Origin of the sequence: Streptomyces hamibioticus, from assembly GCF_047946815.1 — a bacterium.
In the GTDB taxonomy this organism is placed as follows: Bacteria; Actinomycetota; Actinomycetes; order Streptomycetales; family Streptomycetaceae; genus Streptomyces.
Genome location: NZ_JBKKQY010000001.1, coordinates 4207227 through 4225004 on the forward strand (window position 1 = coordinate 4207227; position 17778 = coordinate 4225004).

General features: G+C 73.1%; 12 protein-coding genes. 8 read left to right on the top strand and 4 right to left on the bottom strand.

Going from position 1 to position 17778, the window contains the following annotated elements:
* Positions 1–178: 178 nt before the first annotated feature.
* The 4 genes from ACLGIH_RS19010 to ACLGIH_RS19025 all read left to right on the top strand — a co-directional run bounded on the left by ACLGIH_RS19010 (position 179) and on the right by ACLGIH_RS19025 (position 7186).
* Positions 179–1078 (top strand): helix-turn-helix domain-containing protein, encoded by a 900-nt coding sequence (locus tag ACLGIH_RS19010; protein ID WP_416526439.1) that lies wholly within the window; start codon positions 179–181, stop codon positions 1076–1078.
* Positions 1079–1277: 199 nt separating this feature from the next.
* Positions 1278–2396 carry an ADP-ribosylglycohydrolase family protein gene (locus ACLGIH_RS19015; protein ID WP_416526440.1) on the top strand — a complete coding sequence of 373 codons (1119 nt, stop codon included), beginning with the start codon at positions 1278–1280 and terminating at the stop codon, positions 2394–2396.
* Positions 2397–2520: 124 nt separating this feature from the next.
* Complete coding sequence (locus ACLGIH_RS19020) at positions 2521–4836, top strand: protein kinase domain-containing protein (protein WP_416526441.1); 2316 nt, start codon at positions 2521–2523, stop codon at positions 4834–4836.
* Between the two features lie 34 nt (positions 4837–4870).
* The gene (locus ACLGIH_RS19025) at positions 4871–7186 is read left to right on the top strand and encodes a protein kinase domain-containing protein (RefSeq protein ID WP_416526442.1); all 2316 of its coding nucleotides are present in this window, start codon (positions 4871–4873) and stop codon (positions 7184–7186) included.
* Here ACLGIH_RS19025 and ACLGIH_RS19030 read toward each other — a convergent pair.
* Positions 7183–8739 carry a sodium:solute symporter family protein gene (locus ACLGIH_RS19030; RefSeq protein WP_416526443.1) on the bottom strand — a complete coding sequence of 519 codons (1557 nt, stop codon included), beginning with the start codon at positions 8737–8739 and terminating at the stop codon, positions 7183–7185. The two genes, ACLGIH_RS19025 and ACLGIH_RS19030, sit on opposite strands and share 4 nt — an antisense overlap.
* A 336-nt stretch (positions 8740–9075) precedes the next feature.
* On the opposite strand from ACLGIH_RS19030, the gene ACLGIH_RS19035 reads away from it, so the two are divergent.
* The gene (locus ACLGIH_RS19035; RefSeq protein ID WP_416529422.1) at positions 9076–10752 is read left to right on the top strand and encodes a hypothetical protein; all 1677 of its coding nucleotides are present in this window, start codon (positions 9076–9078) and stop codon (positions 10750–10752) included.
* A gap of 281 nt (positions 10753–11033) precedes the next feature.
* Here the strand turns inward: ACLGIH_RS19035 and ACLGIH_RS19040 are convergent, their stop codons facing one another.
* Positions 11034–13577 carry a serine hydrolase gene (locus ACLGIH_RS19040; RefSeq protein ID WP_416526444.1) on the bottom strand — a complete coding sequence of 848 codons (2544 nt, stop codon included), beginning with the start codon at positions 13575–13577 and terminating at the stop codon, positions 11034–11036.
* Positions 13578–13770: 193 nt separating this feature from the next.
* Here ACLGIH_RS19040 and ACLGIH_RS19045 point away from each other — a divergent pair, with 193 nt between their 5' ends.
* The 3 genes from ACLGIH_RS19045 (at position 13771) to ACLGIH_RS19055 (ending at position 16120) form a co-directional block, all read left to right on the top strand.
* Positions 13771–14526, top strand: a complete 756-nt coding sequence (locus ACLGIH_RS19045; protein ID WP_416526445.1) for a GOLPH3/VPS74 family protein — start codon at positions 13771–13773, stop codon at positions 14524–14526.
* 310 nt (positions 14527–14836) lie between these two features.
* Entirely contained in the window at positions 14837–15706 is an 870-nt protein-coding gene (locus ACLGIH_RS19050; RefSeq protein ID WP_416526446.1) for a helix-turn-helix domain-containing protein, read from the top strand.
* A 222-nt stretch (positions 15707–15928) separates the two neighbouring features.
* Positions 15929–16120, top strand: a complete 192-nt coding sequence (locus ACLGIH_RS19055; protein ID WP_416526447.1) for a DUF397 domain-containing protein — start codon at positions 15929–15931, stop codon at positions 16118–16120.
* A 128-nt stretch (positions 16121–16248) separates the two neighbouring features.
* On the opposite strand, the gene ACLGIH_RS19060 is transcribed toward ACLGIH_RS19055, so the two are convergent.
* A complete protein-coding gene (locus ACLGIH_RS19060) occupies positions 16249–17142 on the bottom strand; it encodes a MerR family transcriptional regulator (protein ID WP_416526448.1) in 894 nt (297 codons plus the stop codon).
* 108 nt (positions 17143–17250) lie between these two features.
* Complete coding sequence (locus ACLGIH_RS19065; RefSeq protein ID WP_416526449.1) at positions 17251–17769, bottom strand: glutathione peroxidase; 519 nt, start codon at positions 17767–17769, stop codon at positions 17251–17253.
* Between the last annotated feature and the right edge of the window lie 9 nt (positions 17770–17778).

A 17778-nucleotide genomic window follows, 5' to 3' on the forward strand; every position in this document is an offset into this window, starting at 1 on the left:
CGGCCTGCCCCCACCGCCCCCGGCACTCACTCGCCGGAGTGAATATGCCCAACTCAGCTGGCGTGGCGGGCCGTTCATGGTGCAGCGTCGGCGGCGACAACCGCAGACATGCATCGGCCCTCGCCGGGACTGCCATCCCAGTGCGAGGGCCTGATCACCGAGGAAGTAGGGCTTCCCGATGACTGACAAGCACCCTAGCGCGCCCGCGCGCCCCGCGTCCGGCCGTTCCACCGGAGGTGTGGAGCACGTCAACGTGCCGCACACGGAGAACTTCACGGTGGTCGGAAACCACCTGGCCCAGCACCCGGACCTCTCCCTGACGGCGATCGGGCTGGCGGTCCACATCCAGTCGCTGCCCGCGGGCTCGCAGGTCGGCATCAAGACCCTGGCCGGCAAGTTCCCGGAGGGCGAGATCAGGATCGCGGCGGCCCTGCGCGAGCTGGAGGAACACGGGTACCTCGCACGCACCAAGGAGCGTCTTCAATCGGGCCGAGTGACGACCCGGACGGTCTCCTTCAACAGGCCGCGGGGCAGCGCCGTGGCGACGGCTGCGGTTCCGGCGACTGTCGTCCCGGAGGTTCCCGTTCCGTCGGCGGACGCTCCGACGGTGGTCGCCTCGACGGCGTACGCCCCGGTGTCGGACGCTCGGGAGGCGCTCGCTCCGGCGGCGCGAGAGGAACCGGATCCCGCCGCACCGGCGCCGCAGGGCCACCGGAAGGCGGCCGCCCTGCTCACCCGGCTCGGCCTCGACGAACCCCGCCTGGTCCTGACGGAACGGGACGTCCGCCGCCTCGCCCCGGCCGTCTCCGCCTGGCTGGAGCGCGGCGTGCCCGCCACCGCCGTGGAACGCGCCCTGACGGCGGGACTGCCCCCGGAGCCGATCCGGCGACCGGCGGCCTTCCTGCACCACCGCCTCACCGCCGACCTCCCGCCCCCTCCGCCCACCGCCCCGCCCACGGCACCGGCGGGGATCCGCCCCGACCCCCTCCAGACCTGCGACGGCTGCGAACGCGCCTTCCGCGCCCCCGCCCCCGGCCGCTGCCGCGACTGCCGGGCGACCGAACGAGGAGCGGCTTGATCCTGCCGGTGACGCATCACACGGCCTCGGACGCACCAGCCGCGCACCGGAGCCTCCGCCGCTACCGCACGAGGAGCGAACCACCAGGACCGGAGGTCACCCCGCCCGCCCTCCCAGGCCTTCCCGCCCCCTGAACCGACCGCTCCCGTTCGATTACAGTGCTGGCGATGCGCGACGGACGCGGCACCGGGAGGTCGGGGTGGGCGGTGGGGCAGCCGGTGCCGTCTGGGGCCGGGCCGAGCAACAGGACTTCCGGAGCCGGGTGCGCGGGACGCTGCTCGGCGTGGCCGTAGGTGACGCGCTCGGAGCGCCCGTGGACGGGCTGGACCTGGCCGGGATCCGCGAAACATACGGAGCCGAGGGCCTGGCCGACCTCGCCCCCGCCCACGGGCGGCGCGGTGCCGTCACGCATCTCACGCAGCTCACCCTCTTCTCCGTCGACGGGCTGATCCGCGCCCAGGTGCGCCGCGACACCGGCGCCTGGCACCCGCCGACCGACCTGCACCGGGCGTACCGCCGCTGGCACGCCACTCAGCACGACTGGGGGCCGGACGAACGCCGGAAGGAAGACGGCTGGCTGGCCCGCGAGGAATGGCTCTACAGCCGACGCGCGCCGATGCGGGCGCTGCTGCTCGGATTCGCGGACGATGTCATGGGCACGCCGGACGTGCCCAAGAACCCGGGGGAGCAGGGGCCGGAGGCGGCTGCCCGGTCGGCGCCGTTCGGGCTGCTGGTCGGCTGGGAGCCGCAGCTCGTCGCCCAGCTCGCCGTGGAGTGCGCGGCGCAGTCCCACGGCCACCCCACGGCGACCCTGGCGGCGGGGGCCTACGCGGTGATCGTGCACGCGCTCGCCCGCGGCGAGAGCCTCGACGGGGCCGTGCAGCGGGCGCTCGCGCTGCTCGCCCCCCGCCCCGGGCACCAGCCGGTGTCGGATGCGCTGCAGCATGCGCTGGGGGCCGTGCGGCAGGGTCTGCCGACGCCCGACCGGGTGACCGAACTGGCCGGGGCGGGGGCCGCCGAGGGGGCCGTGGCCGCGGCCGTCTACTGCGCCCTCGTCGGCGAGGACGTCCGGCACGGGCTGCGCCTCGCCGTCAACCACGGCGGCCCCTCGGCCGTGACCGGCGCCCTCGCGGGCGGACTGCTCGGCGCCCTGCACGGCGAGACCGCCCTCCCACCGGCCTGGCTGGCCGAACTGGAGGGCCGTCCGACCGTCCTGGAGCTGGCCGACGACTTCGCCATGGAGATGACACAGGGGCCCGCCCTGCACGGGCCCGCCGGGGCCTCGCCGGGGTGGCTGGCACGGTATCCGAGGGCCTGACACAGACGTCACACCGGCGTTCTGATGCCGTTGCGACCGTGTGATGTGGTGTGGACGCGTCACACCCACGGATGTGAGAGTGGATCACCGGGAGCGGGCACGACGGGGGCAACAGGGGGGCGGCATGCTGGCTGGACTCGACGCGGGAGCCCCGCGTCAGGTGGGTCCGTACCGGATTCTCGCCCGGCTCGGCGCCGGGGGCATGGGCGAGGTGTATCTGGGCGCGGACGTGCGCCCCGATCCGTCCGCGACCGCCCCGCGGCTCGCCGCCGTCAAGGTCATGCGGGCCGACGTGGGCGGTGACGCGGCCTTCCGGGACAGGTTCCGCCGGGAGATCGCGACCGCGCGCACGGTGGAGGGCCGCTTCACCGCGCGCCTGCTGTCCGGAGACGCGGAGGCCGCCCGGCCCTGGATGGCCACCGAGTACGTGGCCGGACCGACGCTGGAGCGTGCCGTCCGGGAAACGGGCCCGCTGCCCGTCGCCACGGTCCTGGACCTCGGCCTCGGCCTCGCCCGCGCGCTGCGCGGCATCCACCACGCCCGCATCCGGCACCGGGACCTGAAACCGGCGAACGTCCTGCTGGCCGCCGACGGCCCCCGGGTCATCGACTTCGGCATCGCCCGCGACTTCGGCGCGAGCACCATGACGGCCACGGGCGCGATGGTCGGCTCGCCCGGCTTCATGTCACCGGAACACGTGCTGGGCGGCAGCCACGTCGTCGCCGCCTCCGACATCTTCTGCCTGGCCACCGTGGTGTGTTACGCGGCCACGGGCGCCACGCCCTTCGGTGACGGACCGGTGGCCGCCGTCCTCTACCGCATCTCGCAGGCCGACGCGGATCTCGGCGCGGTGCCCGAGCAGGTGCGGGAACTGGTCGCGGACTGCCTGAGCCCGGACCCGTTCGCCCGGCCCGACGCCGTCGCGCTCGAAGGGCGCTTCAGGGCGGCGGTGGAGGCGGCAGGGGCCCCGGCGGAGGGGGGCCCGGAGGCGGCCGGCGCCCGCTGGCCGGCGGCCGTGCAGGCCCTGGTGACCGGGTACGAGGAGGAGCTGGCGCGGGTCGTGGCCCGGGCGGAAGCGGTGCCGGGCCGGGTCCCCACGATGCCGGGCGCCTCACCGGTGCACAGTGCGGAGACGGTCACGGGCGGCCCGGCTCCGGACCCGGCGCGCCCGCCGGTGCCGACGCCTTCGGCCCGGCCCTCCCGGCGTACGGTCCTGACGGTGCTCGCCGCGGCCGTGGCGGCGGGTGTGCTCGGGGCGTTCGGGCTGCGCGCGATCCAGGGCGCCGGGGAGCCGGAGGCCGGCGGCAGGAGTCCCTCGCCGTCCGCGTCCGGTTCGGCGTCGGCCGCGGCGGAGCCGGAGCGGGCCGTCGGCCTCGACGAGACGGGCGTGGACGGCAGCCGGTCCTTCCCGGCCGACCCGTCGGTCCGCCCCGACGGCTGGCGAGAGTGGACCACGGCTCTGCCTGGCCGGCCCACCCGCTGCGCGCTCGGTGCCGAGGTCCTGGTGTGCCGCATGCTGGACGGCGGCATGGTCGCGGTGGGCGCCGCCGACGGAAAGCAGCGCTGGAGGGTACCGTCCCCGGATCCGGGAACGAAGGCGCACGAGCGTCCCCTCCTGGGCCTCCTGCTTCCCGGTGGCGCCAAGGAGCCGGTCATCTACGGGGACCTCGTGGTCTCCTACGAGAGCGGCAAAGTGAAGGGTTGGTCCCTCACCGACGGCAAGGTCCGCTGGGAGGAGGACATGCCGGAGGCCGAGCGGTCGCCCAAGGCGCCTGTGCTGGTGGGCGAGGGCGCCGTGTTCCTCACCGGGCAGGACGATGAGGGGGTCACGGTCGGCGCCTTCGACGCGGACACCGGTGAAGTGCTGTGGAAACGGGCGGTCTCCACACGGACCGGCATCTCGTCGGTGGGCTCCCATTACATGGCGTGGGAGGTCGCGGGCGGCAGGGTCCTGGCGACCACCGACGGCGGACTGATCGGCTTCGAGGCACGGACCGGCAAGGCCACCCATTACACCGACGAGGAGGGCGGTGGCTGCGAGATCGTCCGGGCGACCGAGGGCCGGGTGCTGTGCACCACCGGCGACAGGACCGTGACGCTGGACGAGAAGACGCTCCGTCGGGTGGACGACGCCCCGCCGCCGTCCCCCACGCCGTCGGCGGACAGCGGTCCCCTGCCGGAAGAGGCGGCGTTCACGGTGTCCTCCACCGTCGGCGACACGTCGGTGACCGTGGACAACGAGTTCCTGTACACCGAGCCGCAGGGCGGCGGCGACAGGAAGCGCTACCGGATCAAGCACGCCCCCGGGAACGCGCACCGGTACGAGGACGCGGGATTCGCCCTCGACACGTGGGAGCCCCAGCTCATCTCGCTCGGCGGGGTCCTGTACCTCGCCTTCCACGACGGCACCGTGCGGTCCTTCGAACTGCCGAAGACCTGACCGCCGCGCCGAAGCCCCGGACTGGAGACCCGACGTGCTGCGCCCGCTGGACGGCAACGCCCCCTACGACACCGGCCCCTACCGCCTGCTCGGCGGCCTGGGCTCCGGCGGCATGGGCACGGTGCACCTCGCCCTGCCGCCCGACGGCGGCCCCGACGACCTGGTCGCGCTGAAGACGGTCCGCCGTGACCTGGAGCTGCACCCCGACTTCCGGGTGCGCTTCCGGCGGGAGGCCGAGGCGGCGGGGGCCGTGCGCAGCCCGTACGTCTCCGCCCTGGTCGCGGCCGACCCGGACGCCGAACGGCCCTGGCTGGCCACCGAGTACGTCGCCGGTCCGCCACTGGACGAGGCGGTGTCGCGCGCGGGCGCACTGCCGGTGCCGGTGGTCCGGGAACTCGGCGCCGACCTGGCCCGCGGACTGGCCGCCGTGCACGGGGCGCGCCTCGTCCACCGGGACCTGAAGCCGGGCAACGTCGTCCTCGGCACCCGCGGGCCCCGGCTCATCGACTTCGGTATCGCGCAGGCCTACGACGCCACGGCGCTGACCGCGACGGGCATCATGGTCGGCTCGCCCGGCTTCATGTCGCCCGAACACGTCGCGGGCGACCGGTCGGTGACCGCCGCGTCGGACGTGTTCTGCCTCGGCGCGGTGCTGTGCTTCACCGCGACCGGCCGGGGGCCCTTCCACGACACCGAACTCGCCGCGATCGTCCACCGCATCGCGCAGGGCCGTCCCGACCTGTCCGAGGTGCCCGGCGAACTGCGCGAACTCATCGCCGCGTGCCTCGCCCCGGACCCGGCCGACCGGCCGACGACCACCCGGCTGATCCGGGAGCTGGACCCGGCCGCCGCGAACGCCCGGCCCGGCGTGGCCCCCGCGCCGCGCACCGGCGCCTTCCCGTGGCCGGCCGGGGTGGCGCGGCTGATCGGCGAGTACGAGACCGCGGTGGGCCGGGCGCTGCTGGCACCGCCCGCGCCGCAGCGGGCGCCCGGCCCGGCCGCGGCGGCTCCGCGCCCGGGGCCCGTGCCGGGCGGGGAGTCCACACCGCGCCCGGAGTCCGTACCGGACGCGGCGCCCTGGCCTGCGGGCACCGTCCCGGCCCGCTCGCGCCGGTCCGCCCGCCTTCGCTGGGCGGCGGGTGTCACGGCCGGGCTGGTGGTCGGCGTGGCCACGGCCGTGGTGATGTCCGTGCTCGACGGCGGCGGTGCCGACGGCGGAGGGAGCGGCGACGGCGCCGCGGGAGCGGGCGGTTCCGCCGGGGCGGCACCGAGCGTGCTCGTCAGCAGTGACGTCAGCGACTTCGGGCCCGACGCGATGGACCGCTCGAAGCTGTCGGGCGACTGGTCTCCCTGGCAGGCCACGTTCGAGAGCGACGGTGAGCCGCGCGGGTGCGTGCTCGGCGACACCACCCTGGTGTGCCGGCTGCACCAGGAGTCGGGCGGGGTGTCGCTGGAGGCGCGGAACGCCGACGACGGCACCTTCCTGTGGCGCTACCCGGATGGCGGCACGGCCGACGGGAGCGACGCGGCCGAACCGGACCTGGACGGCACGTACGCCTACGCGTCGTCGGCACGACGGGACGGCATCAGCGTGCTGCGTCTTGCCGACGGCGAGCCGGTGGCCACCGTGGACGCCCCGAAGGGGAACCCGCCGCGGAAGGTGCGCGTGCACGGGAACCGGCTGTTCATCGCCCACCGGGGCGGCGACGGCACGCTGGTCCGCGCCCACTCCACCACCGGCGACCGCGAGCAGCAGTGGGAACGCCGCGTCGACGGGATGGAGCCCGGCTCGCTGGAGACCGTCGGCGACTCCGTCCACCTCCATGGCCGTGCCGCCTCCGTCAGCCTCGATCCCGTGACCGGCAGGACGCTCGCAAAGGTCTCCGAGCGCTGTGAGCCGATGGCCGCCGAGACCGCGTACGTGTCCTGCCCGTCCGGTGTCCGCGACGGCCGGACGCTGAAGCCGGTGACCGCCGCCGACCTGGCCGGGCGCCCCCTGGCGGTGAGCCGCGACGGCACGCTGCTGTCCAGCAGGAGGAGCACGTCGGACGGCTACGAGGCGGAACTGGTCGCCCGTGACCTCAGGACGGGCCGGGTCCGGTGGGCGGAGCCGTGGTCGGGGAACGGCGTCGCACGGGTGGCCGGGGACAAGGTGATCGCGGCCGACGAGAGCGGCGTACGGCTGCCGGAGCTGGCCGGCGGCGGCGACGCCTTCCCGCGCACCTTCGGCGGCTGGCCGCAGCCCGACGGAGAAAGGAGCGCCCCGCCGCCCACCAGCGGACTGGTGCACGGCGGGGCGCTCTTCGTCACCTTCGAGAACGGCAGGGTGCTGTCCGTGCTGCTGCCCTAGGTGCGCTGACCCGCGGGGGCGGGGACCGCGGCGGCGGCTCCCGCCGAGCCGGGCCCGTCGTCGTCCGTGTTCACCCGCTCGATGACCGCCAGCCGCTCCGGGGTGTCCTCCGGCTTCACGTAGCCGATCAGGACGTACAGCAGCAGCGACACCGCCAGCGGGATCGACACCTGGTACTCCAGCGGTACGCCGCCCTCGACGCTCCAGTTGACCGGGTAGTTGACCAGCCAGAAGGCGAGCAGCCCCGCGGCCCAGCTGGTGAGCGCCGCCGTCGGGCCCGAGCGGCGGAACGGGCGGAGCAGGCCGAGCATCATCGGGATCGCGATCGGCCCCATCAGACCGGCCACCCACTTGATGACGACCGTGATGATGTCCTTGAACGTGGGGGAGTCGACCTGGGTGGCCACCCCCATTGACAGGGCCAGGAAGACGACCGTCGTCACCCGCGCCGCCACCAGGCCCGAGCGGTCGCTCCACCTGCGCGCCCGCGCCCACAGCACCGGCGCCACGTCCCGCGTGAACACCGCGGCGATCGCGTTGGCGTCGGAGGAGCACATGGCCATGGTGTGCGAGAAGAAACCGACGATGACCAGGCCCAGCAGGCCGTGCGGGAGGAGCTGCTCGGTCATCAGGGCGTAGGAGTCGGAGCCGTCCGCCTTCTGCGACTCCACCAGGAGCGGCGACATCCACATCGGGAAGAACAGCACCAGCGGCCAGACCAGCCACAGCACCGCCGACAGCCGCGCCGACCGCTCGGCCTCGCGCGCGGTGGGGGTGGCCATGTAGCGCTGGGCCTGGTTGAGCATGCCGCCGTTGTACTCGAACAGCTTGATGAAGAGGAAGGCGAGCAGGAACACCGTGCCGTAGGGGCCGACCAGCGGCTCGGCGTGGCCCTGGAGCTCCGGCTCGTCCCAGACGCCGAAGAAGCCGCCGTGGTCGCCGAGTTTCACCAGCACCGCGAAGAACATCGCCAGGCCCGCCAGCAACTGGATGACGAACTGGCCCAGTTCGGTCAGCGCGTCCGCCCACAGGCCGCCGATCGTGCAGTAGATGCCGGTCACCACGCCGGTGATGAGGATGCCCTGGTTGAGCGAGAGGCCGGTGAACACCGACAGGAGAGTGGCGATGGCCGCCCACTTCGCGCCGACGTCCACGATCTTCAGCAGCATCCCGGACCAGGCGAGCGCCTGCTGGGTCGGCAGGTTGTACCGGTTCTTCAGGTACTCCAGCGGCGACGCCACGTGCAGCCGGGACCGCAGCCGGTTGATGCGCGGCGCGAACAGCTTCGACCCGATGGCGATGCCGAGCGCGATGGGGAACGACCAGGTGACGAAGGACGTGACGCCGTAGGTGTAGGCGATGCCCGCGTACCCGGTGAACATCACCGCGCTGTAGCCCGACATGTGGTGCGAGATGCCGGAGAGCCACCAGGGCATCTTGCCGCCGGCCGTGAAGAAGTCGCTGACGTCGTCGACGCGTTTGTGCGACCAGACGCCGATCGCGACCATCACCGCGAAGTAGCCGATGAGCACGGCCCAGTCGAGACTGTTCATGTGCCCCCTCCCAGGGTCCGTCATGTGAACGGCCCGCTCATCCTGGGCGCGTCGACGCGGGCACGACAAGGAAGGGGAGGGTCAAGGGCGAGCAAAATTGTTCTGCTCGGTGACTGTCGTTCAGCTGGCTGAACGATTCGTGGTTCGCCGTCCGCCGCCGGTTCCGACAGCACCCACGGGGGCCGTCACTCCTGAGCGCCCGGTCTGCCAACCGCCGGCGGTCGATTAACGTCTAACCCGAAGAGAGATCCGCCCGCACGAGTCGAACGGGAAGCCGCAGTGGCCTTTGCCGAGCTGACCCCCCACCGCCATGCCCTGCCGGGGGGCGAGCCCGCGTTGCCGCCGCAGCCGTGGTACCTGCGTCACCGCCTCGCCTTCACGGTCCTCGCCTGCGCCGTGCCGCTGTACGGGGTGTGGTGGGCGGTGTTCGCGACCGGCGGCGGCGACCTGGCCGCGCAGGTCGCCTGGGCCGAGTTCGCCCGGCTCTATCCGGGCTACGCCTACAACCTGTTCTGGTACGGCGGACTGCACGTAGTGAACTACAGCGTGATGTCGCCGTACCTGATGGCCGCCCTGGGCGTGGTGCCCGTCACCCTGCTGTCGGGACTGGCGTCGTCGTGGCTGGCCGGCGAACTGGTCCAGCGGACCGGTGTGCGCCGCCCCCTCTGGCCCGCGCTGATGGTGATGTTCTCGCTGTGGTGCCAGGTCGTGTCGGGCCGCTCGACCTTCATGCTCGGGATGGCCTTCGCGATGGGCGCCGTGCTCGCGGCGGTCGGCGGACGCTCCAGGAGGCACATCACGGCGGCGGCCGTGGCCACGGCACTGGCCACGATGGGAAGCCCGGTCGCCGGCCTGTTCGTCCTCGTGGTGGGAGCCGCCTGTCTGCTGACGCGCGAGTGGGGCCGCGCTGCCGCCCTTCTCGCGCCACCGGTCGCCGTGGTCGCCACGACCACGCTCCTCTTCCCGTTCGAGGGCGAACAGCCCATGCCGTTCGGGCGGATCTGGCCGCCCGTCCTGCTGTGCGCGGTGGTCGTTCTGGCGGCGCCGAGCGCCTGGCGGGTGCTGCGGTACAGCGCCGCCGTGTACGCGCTCGGAGTGGTGCTCTGTTACCTGATCCCGTCGCCGATCGGCACGAACGTCGAACGGCTCACGGAGCTGGCCGCGCCTGCCGCCCTGCTCGCCATCGCGGTGCACCGGGGGAGCGGACGCGAGGACGACGGAGGTGACGCCCGGCCCGCCGCGCTGCCGCTTCGCTGGTTCACGCCCCGGCGGCGGAAGCTGTGGTGCGGCGTCGCCCTGGCGCTGTCGCTGACCTGGCTGTCCGGCAAGACGATCGCCGACATCGTCACCAACACCAAGGTGCCGGAGTGGGCCGTCAAGATCGACGGCGTCGTGGAGGAGCTGGAACGTCTGGACGCCTGGAAGACGAGAGTCGAGGTGGTGCCGGCCCGCGACCACCGCGAGGCCGCCATCCTCGCGCCGCACATCAACATGGCGCGCGGCTGGAACCGCCAGGCCGACGTGGAGCGCGGGCGCCTCTTCTACGACGGACACGGCGGGACCGAGGTCCCCGAGGGCACGTTCTCCCCCGGGGCCTACCGCGCCTGGCTCTCCGAATGGGCCGTGGGCTTCGTCGTCCTCGCCAACGGAGAGCCGGACGGCCCCGCGAGGCTCGAGCACGCGCTGGTGACCAGCGAGCCGGACTATCTGGACAAGGTGTGGGAGGACGCCAACTGGAAGGTCTACCGGGTGAAGAACGCGACCCCCCTGGTCGACAAGCCCGCCTCGGTGGTGAGCGCCGACGGCGCCAACCTGGTCGTCCGCATGCCGAGGCCCGGCACGGTCACCGTGCGGGTCGCCTACTCGCCCTGGCTGTGGGCCGACAACAGCTGCCTGACCCAGCACGGAGAATTCACCCGGCTCACGGTCCGCGAGGCGGGCGACGTCCGCATCAGCTCCCTGTACGGCGGGCCGTCGCGCGAACAGCCGCTGGAGTGCGAGCAGACCCGGTAGCGCCACCCGGCCCGGTGCGCGGCGACGGTGCGCGGCGACGGGCCCGCCCGGGCGCGGAGCCCTCGGGGACTTTGCACGTTGCTCCAGCGCCGCTGCGAACCGCACCCGCAGTGAGGTTCGGGCCACGGCCTCCCCGATGACCGATGACCGATGACCGAGGCCCGATGACCGATGACCGAGGCCCGATGACCGATGACCGAGGCCCGACGACCGATGACTCCGTGACGAAGCAGCGCCCCGCCCGGCTCCGCGAAGCCGGACGGGGCGCTGTCGGGGCCGCATCAGCCGATGCGGGTCAGCTTGTCGGCGAGGGCGGGCTCGACCAGGTCCTTCTGGAGGGCCACCGGGACCTTGACGGCCCCGCTGGTGCCGCCGTCGCCCACGGTGAGGGTGCCCACCTTGGTGCCCGCCTCCGCGGTGTGCGGCACGTCGTCCGCCGCGAACGTCAGCTTGACCGTCAGCCCCGGCCAGCCGACCGCCTTGACGTCCTGCGTGGCGACGACCGGCGTACGGCCGCCCAGACCGTCGTCCACATACCCGACGACATCGCCCTTCTTCAGGATCGTCGCCGACTCCAGCGCGTCCTGCGCGGCACGGATCAGCTTGTCGGACGAGTCCAGCGCCGCGCCGAGGATGGTGTTGTCCTTGCCGCCGGCTGGCTGCCGCACCACGGCGCCGATGATGGTCCGCGTCTCGCCGCCGACCTCCTTCTTCGCCGCGAAGACGAGGTTGCCGAGGGCCGAGGTGGTGGTGCCCGTCTTGATGCCGACCACGCCGTTGTGGCCGACCAGGTGGTTCCAGTTGGAGTGGTTGACGCCCTTGTAGTCGTCGTACGACATCATCGCCGCGACCTCACGGAACGCCGGCTCCTTCATCGCGGCCTTGGCCAGCTTCACCTGGTCGACGGCCGTGCTCACCGTCGTGTTGTCCAGCCCCGACGGGTCGGTGTACGTCGTGTTGGTCATGCCGAGTTCCTCGGCGGTGGCGTTCATCTTCTCCACGAACGCCTTCTCCGACCCGGCGTCCCAGCGGGCCAGCAGCCGCGCCACGTTGTTCGCGGACGCGATCAGAATGCTCTCCAGGGCCTCCCGCTGGGAGATCGAGTCGCCCGCGTAGACGTTCACGGTCGACTCCTGGCCGGCCTGCGACTGGTCCTCGGCGGCCTGGTCGATGGCGATCTTCGGGCCTTCCTCACCGCTGCCCAGCTTGTGCTCACGCAGGATGACGTATGCGGTCATCACCTTGGCGACGCTCGCGATCGGCACCGGCTTCTGCTCGCCCGACGAGCCGAACGTGCCGATGCCCTGCACGTCCAGCGCCGCCTGCCCCGAGGCCGGCCACGGGATCTCGGGCATGCCGCCCTCGAACGTGAAGCTCTCCTGCGCCGTGAGGTCGAGCGTGGGCTCCGGCAGCGGGCGCATCGCCTGCACGACCGCGAAGACGACGACCAGCAGCAGGACCAGCGGCGTCCAGATCTTGACCCGGCGCACGGCCGTGCGCAGCGGGGTCTCCGGGGGCGGCGGGGTGTTCGTCAGCTCCGCCAGCAGGTCCAGCGGCGGCTTCGGCGGCAGCGGCTGCTGCGTCGTCCGCTCGGGCCCGACCTGCGGCACGGCCGCGGTGGCTTCGGCGGGGGGCGCCTTCGGGGGCCGAGGGGCCGCCTTCGGGGGCTCGGGGGCCGTTGCCGGGGACTGAGGGGCCTTCGGCGACCGCGTCACCCTGGGCAGCGCGGTGGTGGCCTCGGCGGCCGGCGGCGGCTTGCGGGTCGACGGGTCGTCGAGCGGCTTGAGCGCGACGAATTTGCTGGTGCGCTCGGCGGGGGCCTCGGCGGCGCCCGTGCCGGTTCTTTCGGGCCCGTCCGCCTTGTCGGTCTTGTCGGTCTTCTTCGGGTCCCGGGCGGCGCCGTCGCCCAGCTTCAGCATGGTCGTCGGCTGGTCGACGGCGGGCGCGGAGGGGCGTACGGCCTTGAAGACGGCGGTGGCCTGGTCGACGGGGCGGTCGCCGTCGCCGCCGCTGTCGCCGCCGCTGTCGCCGTCGGCTCCGGTTTCGGCGCCCTCGGTGCCCTCGTCGCCCCGGGCGGTCCCGGTGCCGCCCCCTGCGGCGGGAGCCACCCCGGACTCCTCGGCGGACTCCTCAGCAGACTCCTCGACGGTCTCCTCAGCGGGCTCCTGGGCGCCCTGGGCGGCCTCGGAGGGCACCTCGGCACCCTCGGCGGCTTCTTCCGCTTCGGGGCTCTCCTGGGCGGTCTCCCGGGCGTCCTCGCCGCGGTCTGCCTCTGCCTCCGCGTCCGACGCCGCCTCTGCTTCCGATTCCGCTTCCGCATTCGCGCCGGCGCCCCCGGCATCCTCGGCGTCTCCGGCCGCGTCGTCCGCGGAACGCACCCACGCGGCCACGGCGTCCCGCAGCCGGCCGTCGCTCTCCTCGGCGGCCTCCGGCGATTCGCCGGCCTCGGAGGACACCGGCGACTCCGACGGCGCCGACGGCTCCGACGGCTCCGGGGAATCCGACGGCTCCGGCGACTCGGACGATCCGGCCGTCTCGGCGCCGTCGCCGGCGGCCTCCCCCTCGGTGCCGTCCTCCGCGGTGCCGTCCTCCGCCTCACGGACCGACAGCACGCGCGTCGCCGTGTCGACGCCGCCGCCGGACTCGGCGCGGACCGCGGAGACGTCGGTCTCCCGCGTCATCGCCAGCCGGGGATCAGGCTTCCCGGCCGCGCCGGCCGTCTCGCTCTGTTCGGTCCTCGCCTCGGGAACCGGACCCGGGCTCCCCGACGTCGGTTCTGCCGACGACTCGCGCTGCTTCGACCTGTCGGGGGACTCGCCCGCCACCGATGCCTCCTCCATGCGCCGCACGCACCGCGTGCGCATAACGAACCATGTACCAGTGTCCTGTGTACGGGGAGAACCCCTGCGGTAGACGAGAACGACATACCTACCGGTTCCACTACGAACAGGTCACGCACCCTCGACAGACCAATGTGAGAGGGGTCACCCTGTCATTCATCCACGCGGGGAGGCATGGATGGGCAGGAGCCGCAGAACAATTCCGGAGGAGCTTCTGCTGCTGGCACTGGACCCGGCCACGGGTACCACTGCACAGCCGCAGTCGCTCGACCTCGGTCTGGCCGGGGCACAGCTCGTGGAGCTGGCGATGGCCGGACGGATAGCCCCAGACGGGGATCGTATCGCCGTGGTGGTGCCACGGCCGACTGGAGATCCGACACTGGACTGCGCGTTGGAGCTGCTGCGAAGGCGCGGCGCTCCGGTGCGGGCCGTCCACTGGATCGGCGGGCCGCGTCTCGGGCTCCGCCAGACCTATCTCTCGCACCTGGAGCGATGCGGCATGGTGCATGCCGTGGAGGGCCAGATGTGCGGGGTGCTGCCGACGACGCGCTACCAGGCGACGGACACGGCGATCAGCCGGGAGATCAGGGCCCGGCTGGATTCCGCGATCCGCACCGGCGTACCGCCGGACCCGCGGACCGCGGCGCTGGCCGCGCTCGCGCACGCGGTCGGGCTCGGCAAGCACCTGTATCCGGGGAACGAGGGACGGTCGTCGCGATCCCGGCTGCGGGATCTCATCAGGCACGACCCCATGGGCGGCCTCGTGGCGCACGCCGTGATGGACGTCCAGAACGGCGTGGCGGCCCAGCCGCGCCGCAGCCCGGGGCCGGCAGGCCGTCAGCCGGCCGCCGGAGCCAGGCCCGCGCCGGAAGCCGCCCGAGGCGTTCCCGCGCAGCCGCGCCGTGGTCCCATGGCGCGAGCCGTGGCCCACTGAGCCGCGGCGGCACCGCAGCACAGAACACCGCACCACAGAACACCGCACCGACCGCACGCCGAAGCCGCACCGACCGTCCCCAGACCGGTCCGGGAGCCGCAGGCCGCGCGGGGCGCCAGGACCGGACGTCCGGACGACGACACGGTCCCGCCGCCCCGCGCGGTCGCATGTCCGGGGGAGCCCCCGAACTGGCGTGTACACAGCGCATATCGACCGTTTCCCAGCGGTAGTAAGCACCTTGGTGGCAGTCTGCTCAACAGCAGATACGCAAAGTGGCAAGTACAAGGCAGCAGCCGGAGGTGCACGTCCCGTGGCGTCCAATGTCAATCCCACCGTCAGGCGGCGCCGGCTGGGCCAGGAGTTGCGCCGGCTCCGTGAGCTCAAGGGCATGACCGCCGAGGAGGTGGCGGAGCGGCTGCTGGTGTCGCAGTCGAAGATCAGCCGTCTGGAGAACGGGCGGCGCAGCATCAGCCAGCGCGACGTCCGCGATCTGTGCGGGGTGTACGAGGTCGAGGACCAGCGGATCGTCGATTCGCTGATGCAGATGGCGAAGGACTCCAGACAGCAGGGCTGGTGGCACGCCTTCGGGGACATCCCGTACAGCGTCTACATCGGCCTGGAGACGGACGCGGAGTCGCTGCGGACGTACGAACCCCAGATCATCACCGGGCTGCTGCAGACCCGGCCGTACGCCGAGGCCCTCATCCAGGGCGCGCTGCCCGAGACCTCGGTCGCGGACATCGAGAAACGGGTGCAGGTGCGCATACGGCGGCAGGAGCGCATCACGGCCGACACCAATCCGCTGCGGCTGTGGGTGGTCCTCGACGAGGCCTCGCTGCGCCGGGTGGTGGGCAGCCCCCAGGTGATGCGCGAGCAACTGGAGCATGTCGCCGAGATGTCGCAGCAGCCGCACATCACCGTGCAGGTGCTGCCGTTCGACGTCGGCGCGCACCCGGGCATCAACGGGCAGTACTCCATCCTGGAGTTCGCCGACGCGGCCGACTCCAGCGTGGTCTACATCGAGGGTGTGACCAGCGACCTGTACCTGGAGAAGGCGCACGACGTGCAGAAGTACACGGTGATGTACGAGCACCTGCGGGCGCAGTCGCTGAACGTGGAGCAGTCGCGGCAGCTCATCGAGGACGTGGCGAAGGAGTACGCCGAGTACGCCCGGCGATGAGGCGGGGCGGGATGCTACACCCCCCGCGGTCCGAACTGGAAGACACCCTTGGAATATGCCATCCGGTCGGGTGAATGGCTCCTCCGAACGGTGAGGTCAGCGAGTAGCGTCGATCACGCCAACGATCACGCGTCATTGGCGCGAACCGTGCTGCGGGTCCGCCGGACCCGCCGTACGGCGACAGCAACCCGCCAACCCGCCACCGGAGCAAACGGAGCAACCATGGCAATTCTTCAGGGCGCGACGGACATCTGGACCAAGTCCTCCTACTCCGGAGGAAACGGTGCGTGCGTCGAAGTGAAGTCCCCGGCCGAGACGGCGCTCGTCGTCCGTGACTCCAAGGTCCCCGAGGGCCCCACGCTGGCCTTCCCGACCGACGCCTGGACGGCGTTCGTCACCTCGGTCAAGGTCTGACCACCCCGACCCACTCCCGACCCACTCCATCCGTCGACTTCGTTCCGTCGACTCGATCCTCCGTCAGTACCGACGGCAGGGCCCTCTCGACCAGTTCGCCGTCCTAGCCGAGAGGGCTCGGCCCCTGCTCAGTCCGCGGCGGTCCGGGCCACGGGGAACGCCACGTCGCACACCGGGTCGTCGGCACCCGCCGCCTCCCAGTCGGCGAAGTACACCTCCCTGCACGGCCCGGCCTGTGTCAGCCCTTCGGCGGCGATCCACTCCTCCACCGCCTCGAAGGCGGCCAGGATCTGCGGATGGGCCACCTGCGCCTTGCCGATCCGGGTGCAGGCGAGCCGCCGGGCCGGCTCCACCCGCACCCGGGTCTGCCAGGCCCGCCCGCGCTCCCGGGCCCACGCCCGTGCCGCCGCCTCGTCGGCGACCGGCACGCACGCCTCCGCGGGGCCGTCGCTCTCCATGGACACCTCCGCGTGGTAGACGACGAACGGCGCCGCCGTCACGCCCCCGCACGCCCCGGCAGCCTCCTCCAGCCGCCCCAGCGAGGCGCCGATCCACGCCGGCAGCTCGTCCGCCAGCGTGTGCCGTGTCTCGGTGATCAGCACCTGTTCGGGCACGTCCACCGTCTCCACCACGAATCTGCCGTACATCTCGGAACTCCTCCCGGACAGTCGTCCACGGAGGTAGTCGGCGAGCGTGCGCTGCCCGGCCACCCGGGCCTCGACACCGGCCCAGTAGGCGGCGAGCCGGTCCGCGGCCCGGGCGCCGTCGCCCGCCTCACCCGCGTCGACCACCTCGGCGACCGTCGCCAGCGGCATGTCCAGCCGGCGCAGCAACGCCACCAGCCGGGCCCGTTCGACCTGGCCGGCACGGTAGTAGCGGTAGCCGGTCACCTCGTCCACGTGCGCGGGCACCAGCAGGCCCAGGCGGTCGTACAGCCGCAGCGCCTTCGCCGACAGCCGGGCCCGCCCGGCGAACGCCCCGATGCTGAGCAGGTCGTCGTCCACGCCGTCATCCTCCGTCACCGGGCGGCCCCGTGCCGCCCGGCCGGAAGGACGCTCGGCCCTGACCCGGGGGGAAGGTCAAGCGGCGGGACGGACGGCGGGAACAGGCGGCAAGGTGCGACGGCGGGGTCAGGCGGCGAGCCGCTCCTCCACGGCGGCGACGACCTCGGCCGCCTCCGGCTCGGTCTGCGGCGCGAAACGGGCGACGACCTCGCCGTCCCGCCCGATCAGGAACTTCTCGAAGTTCCACCGGATGTCCCCGCTGTGCCCCCCGGCGTCGGCGAAACCGGCCAGCCGCTCGTACAGCGGATGCCGGCCCTCGCCGTTGACCTCCACCTTCTCGGTCATCGGGAAGGTCACGCCGTACGTCGCCGAGCAGAACTCGGCGATCTCCTCGGCGCTGCCCGGCTCCTGCCCCATGAACTGGTTGCACGGCACGCCGAGCACGGTGAAGCCCTGGTCCCGGTACCGCTCGTGCAGCCGCTCCAGACCGGAGTACTGCGGCGTCAGCCCGCACTTGGAGGCGACGTTCACGACGAGCACGACCTGCCCGGCGTACTGCTTGAGATCGGCCGAACCGCCCTGGAGGGCGCCGATCTCGACGTCGAGGGGGGAGTTCTCATTGGTGTGGGATGCGTCAGTTGCCATGGGCGGATG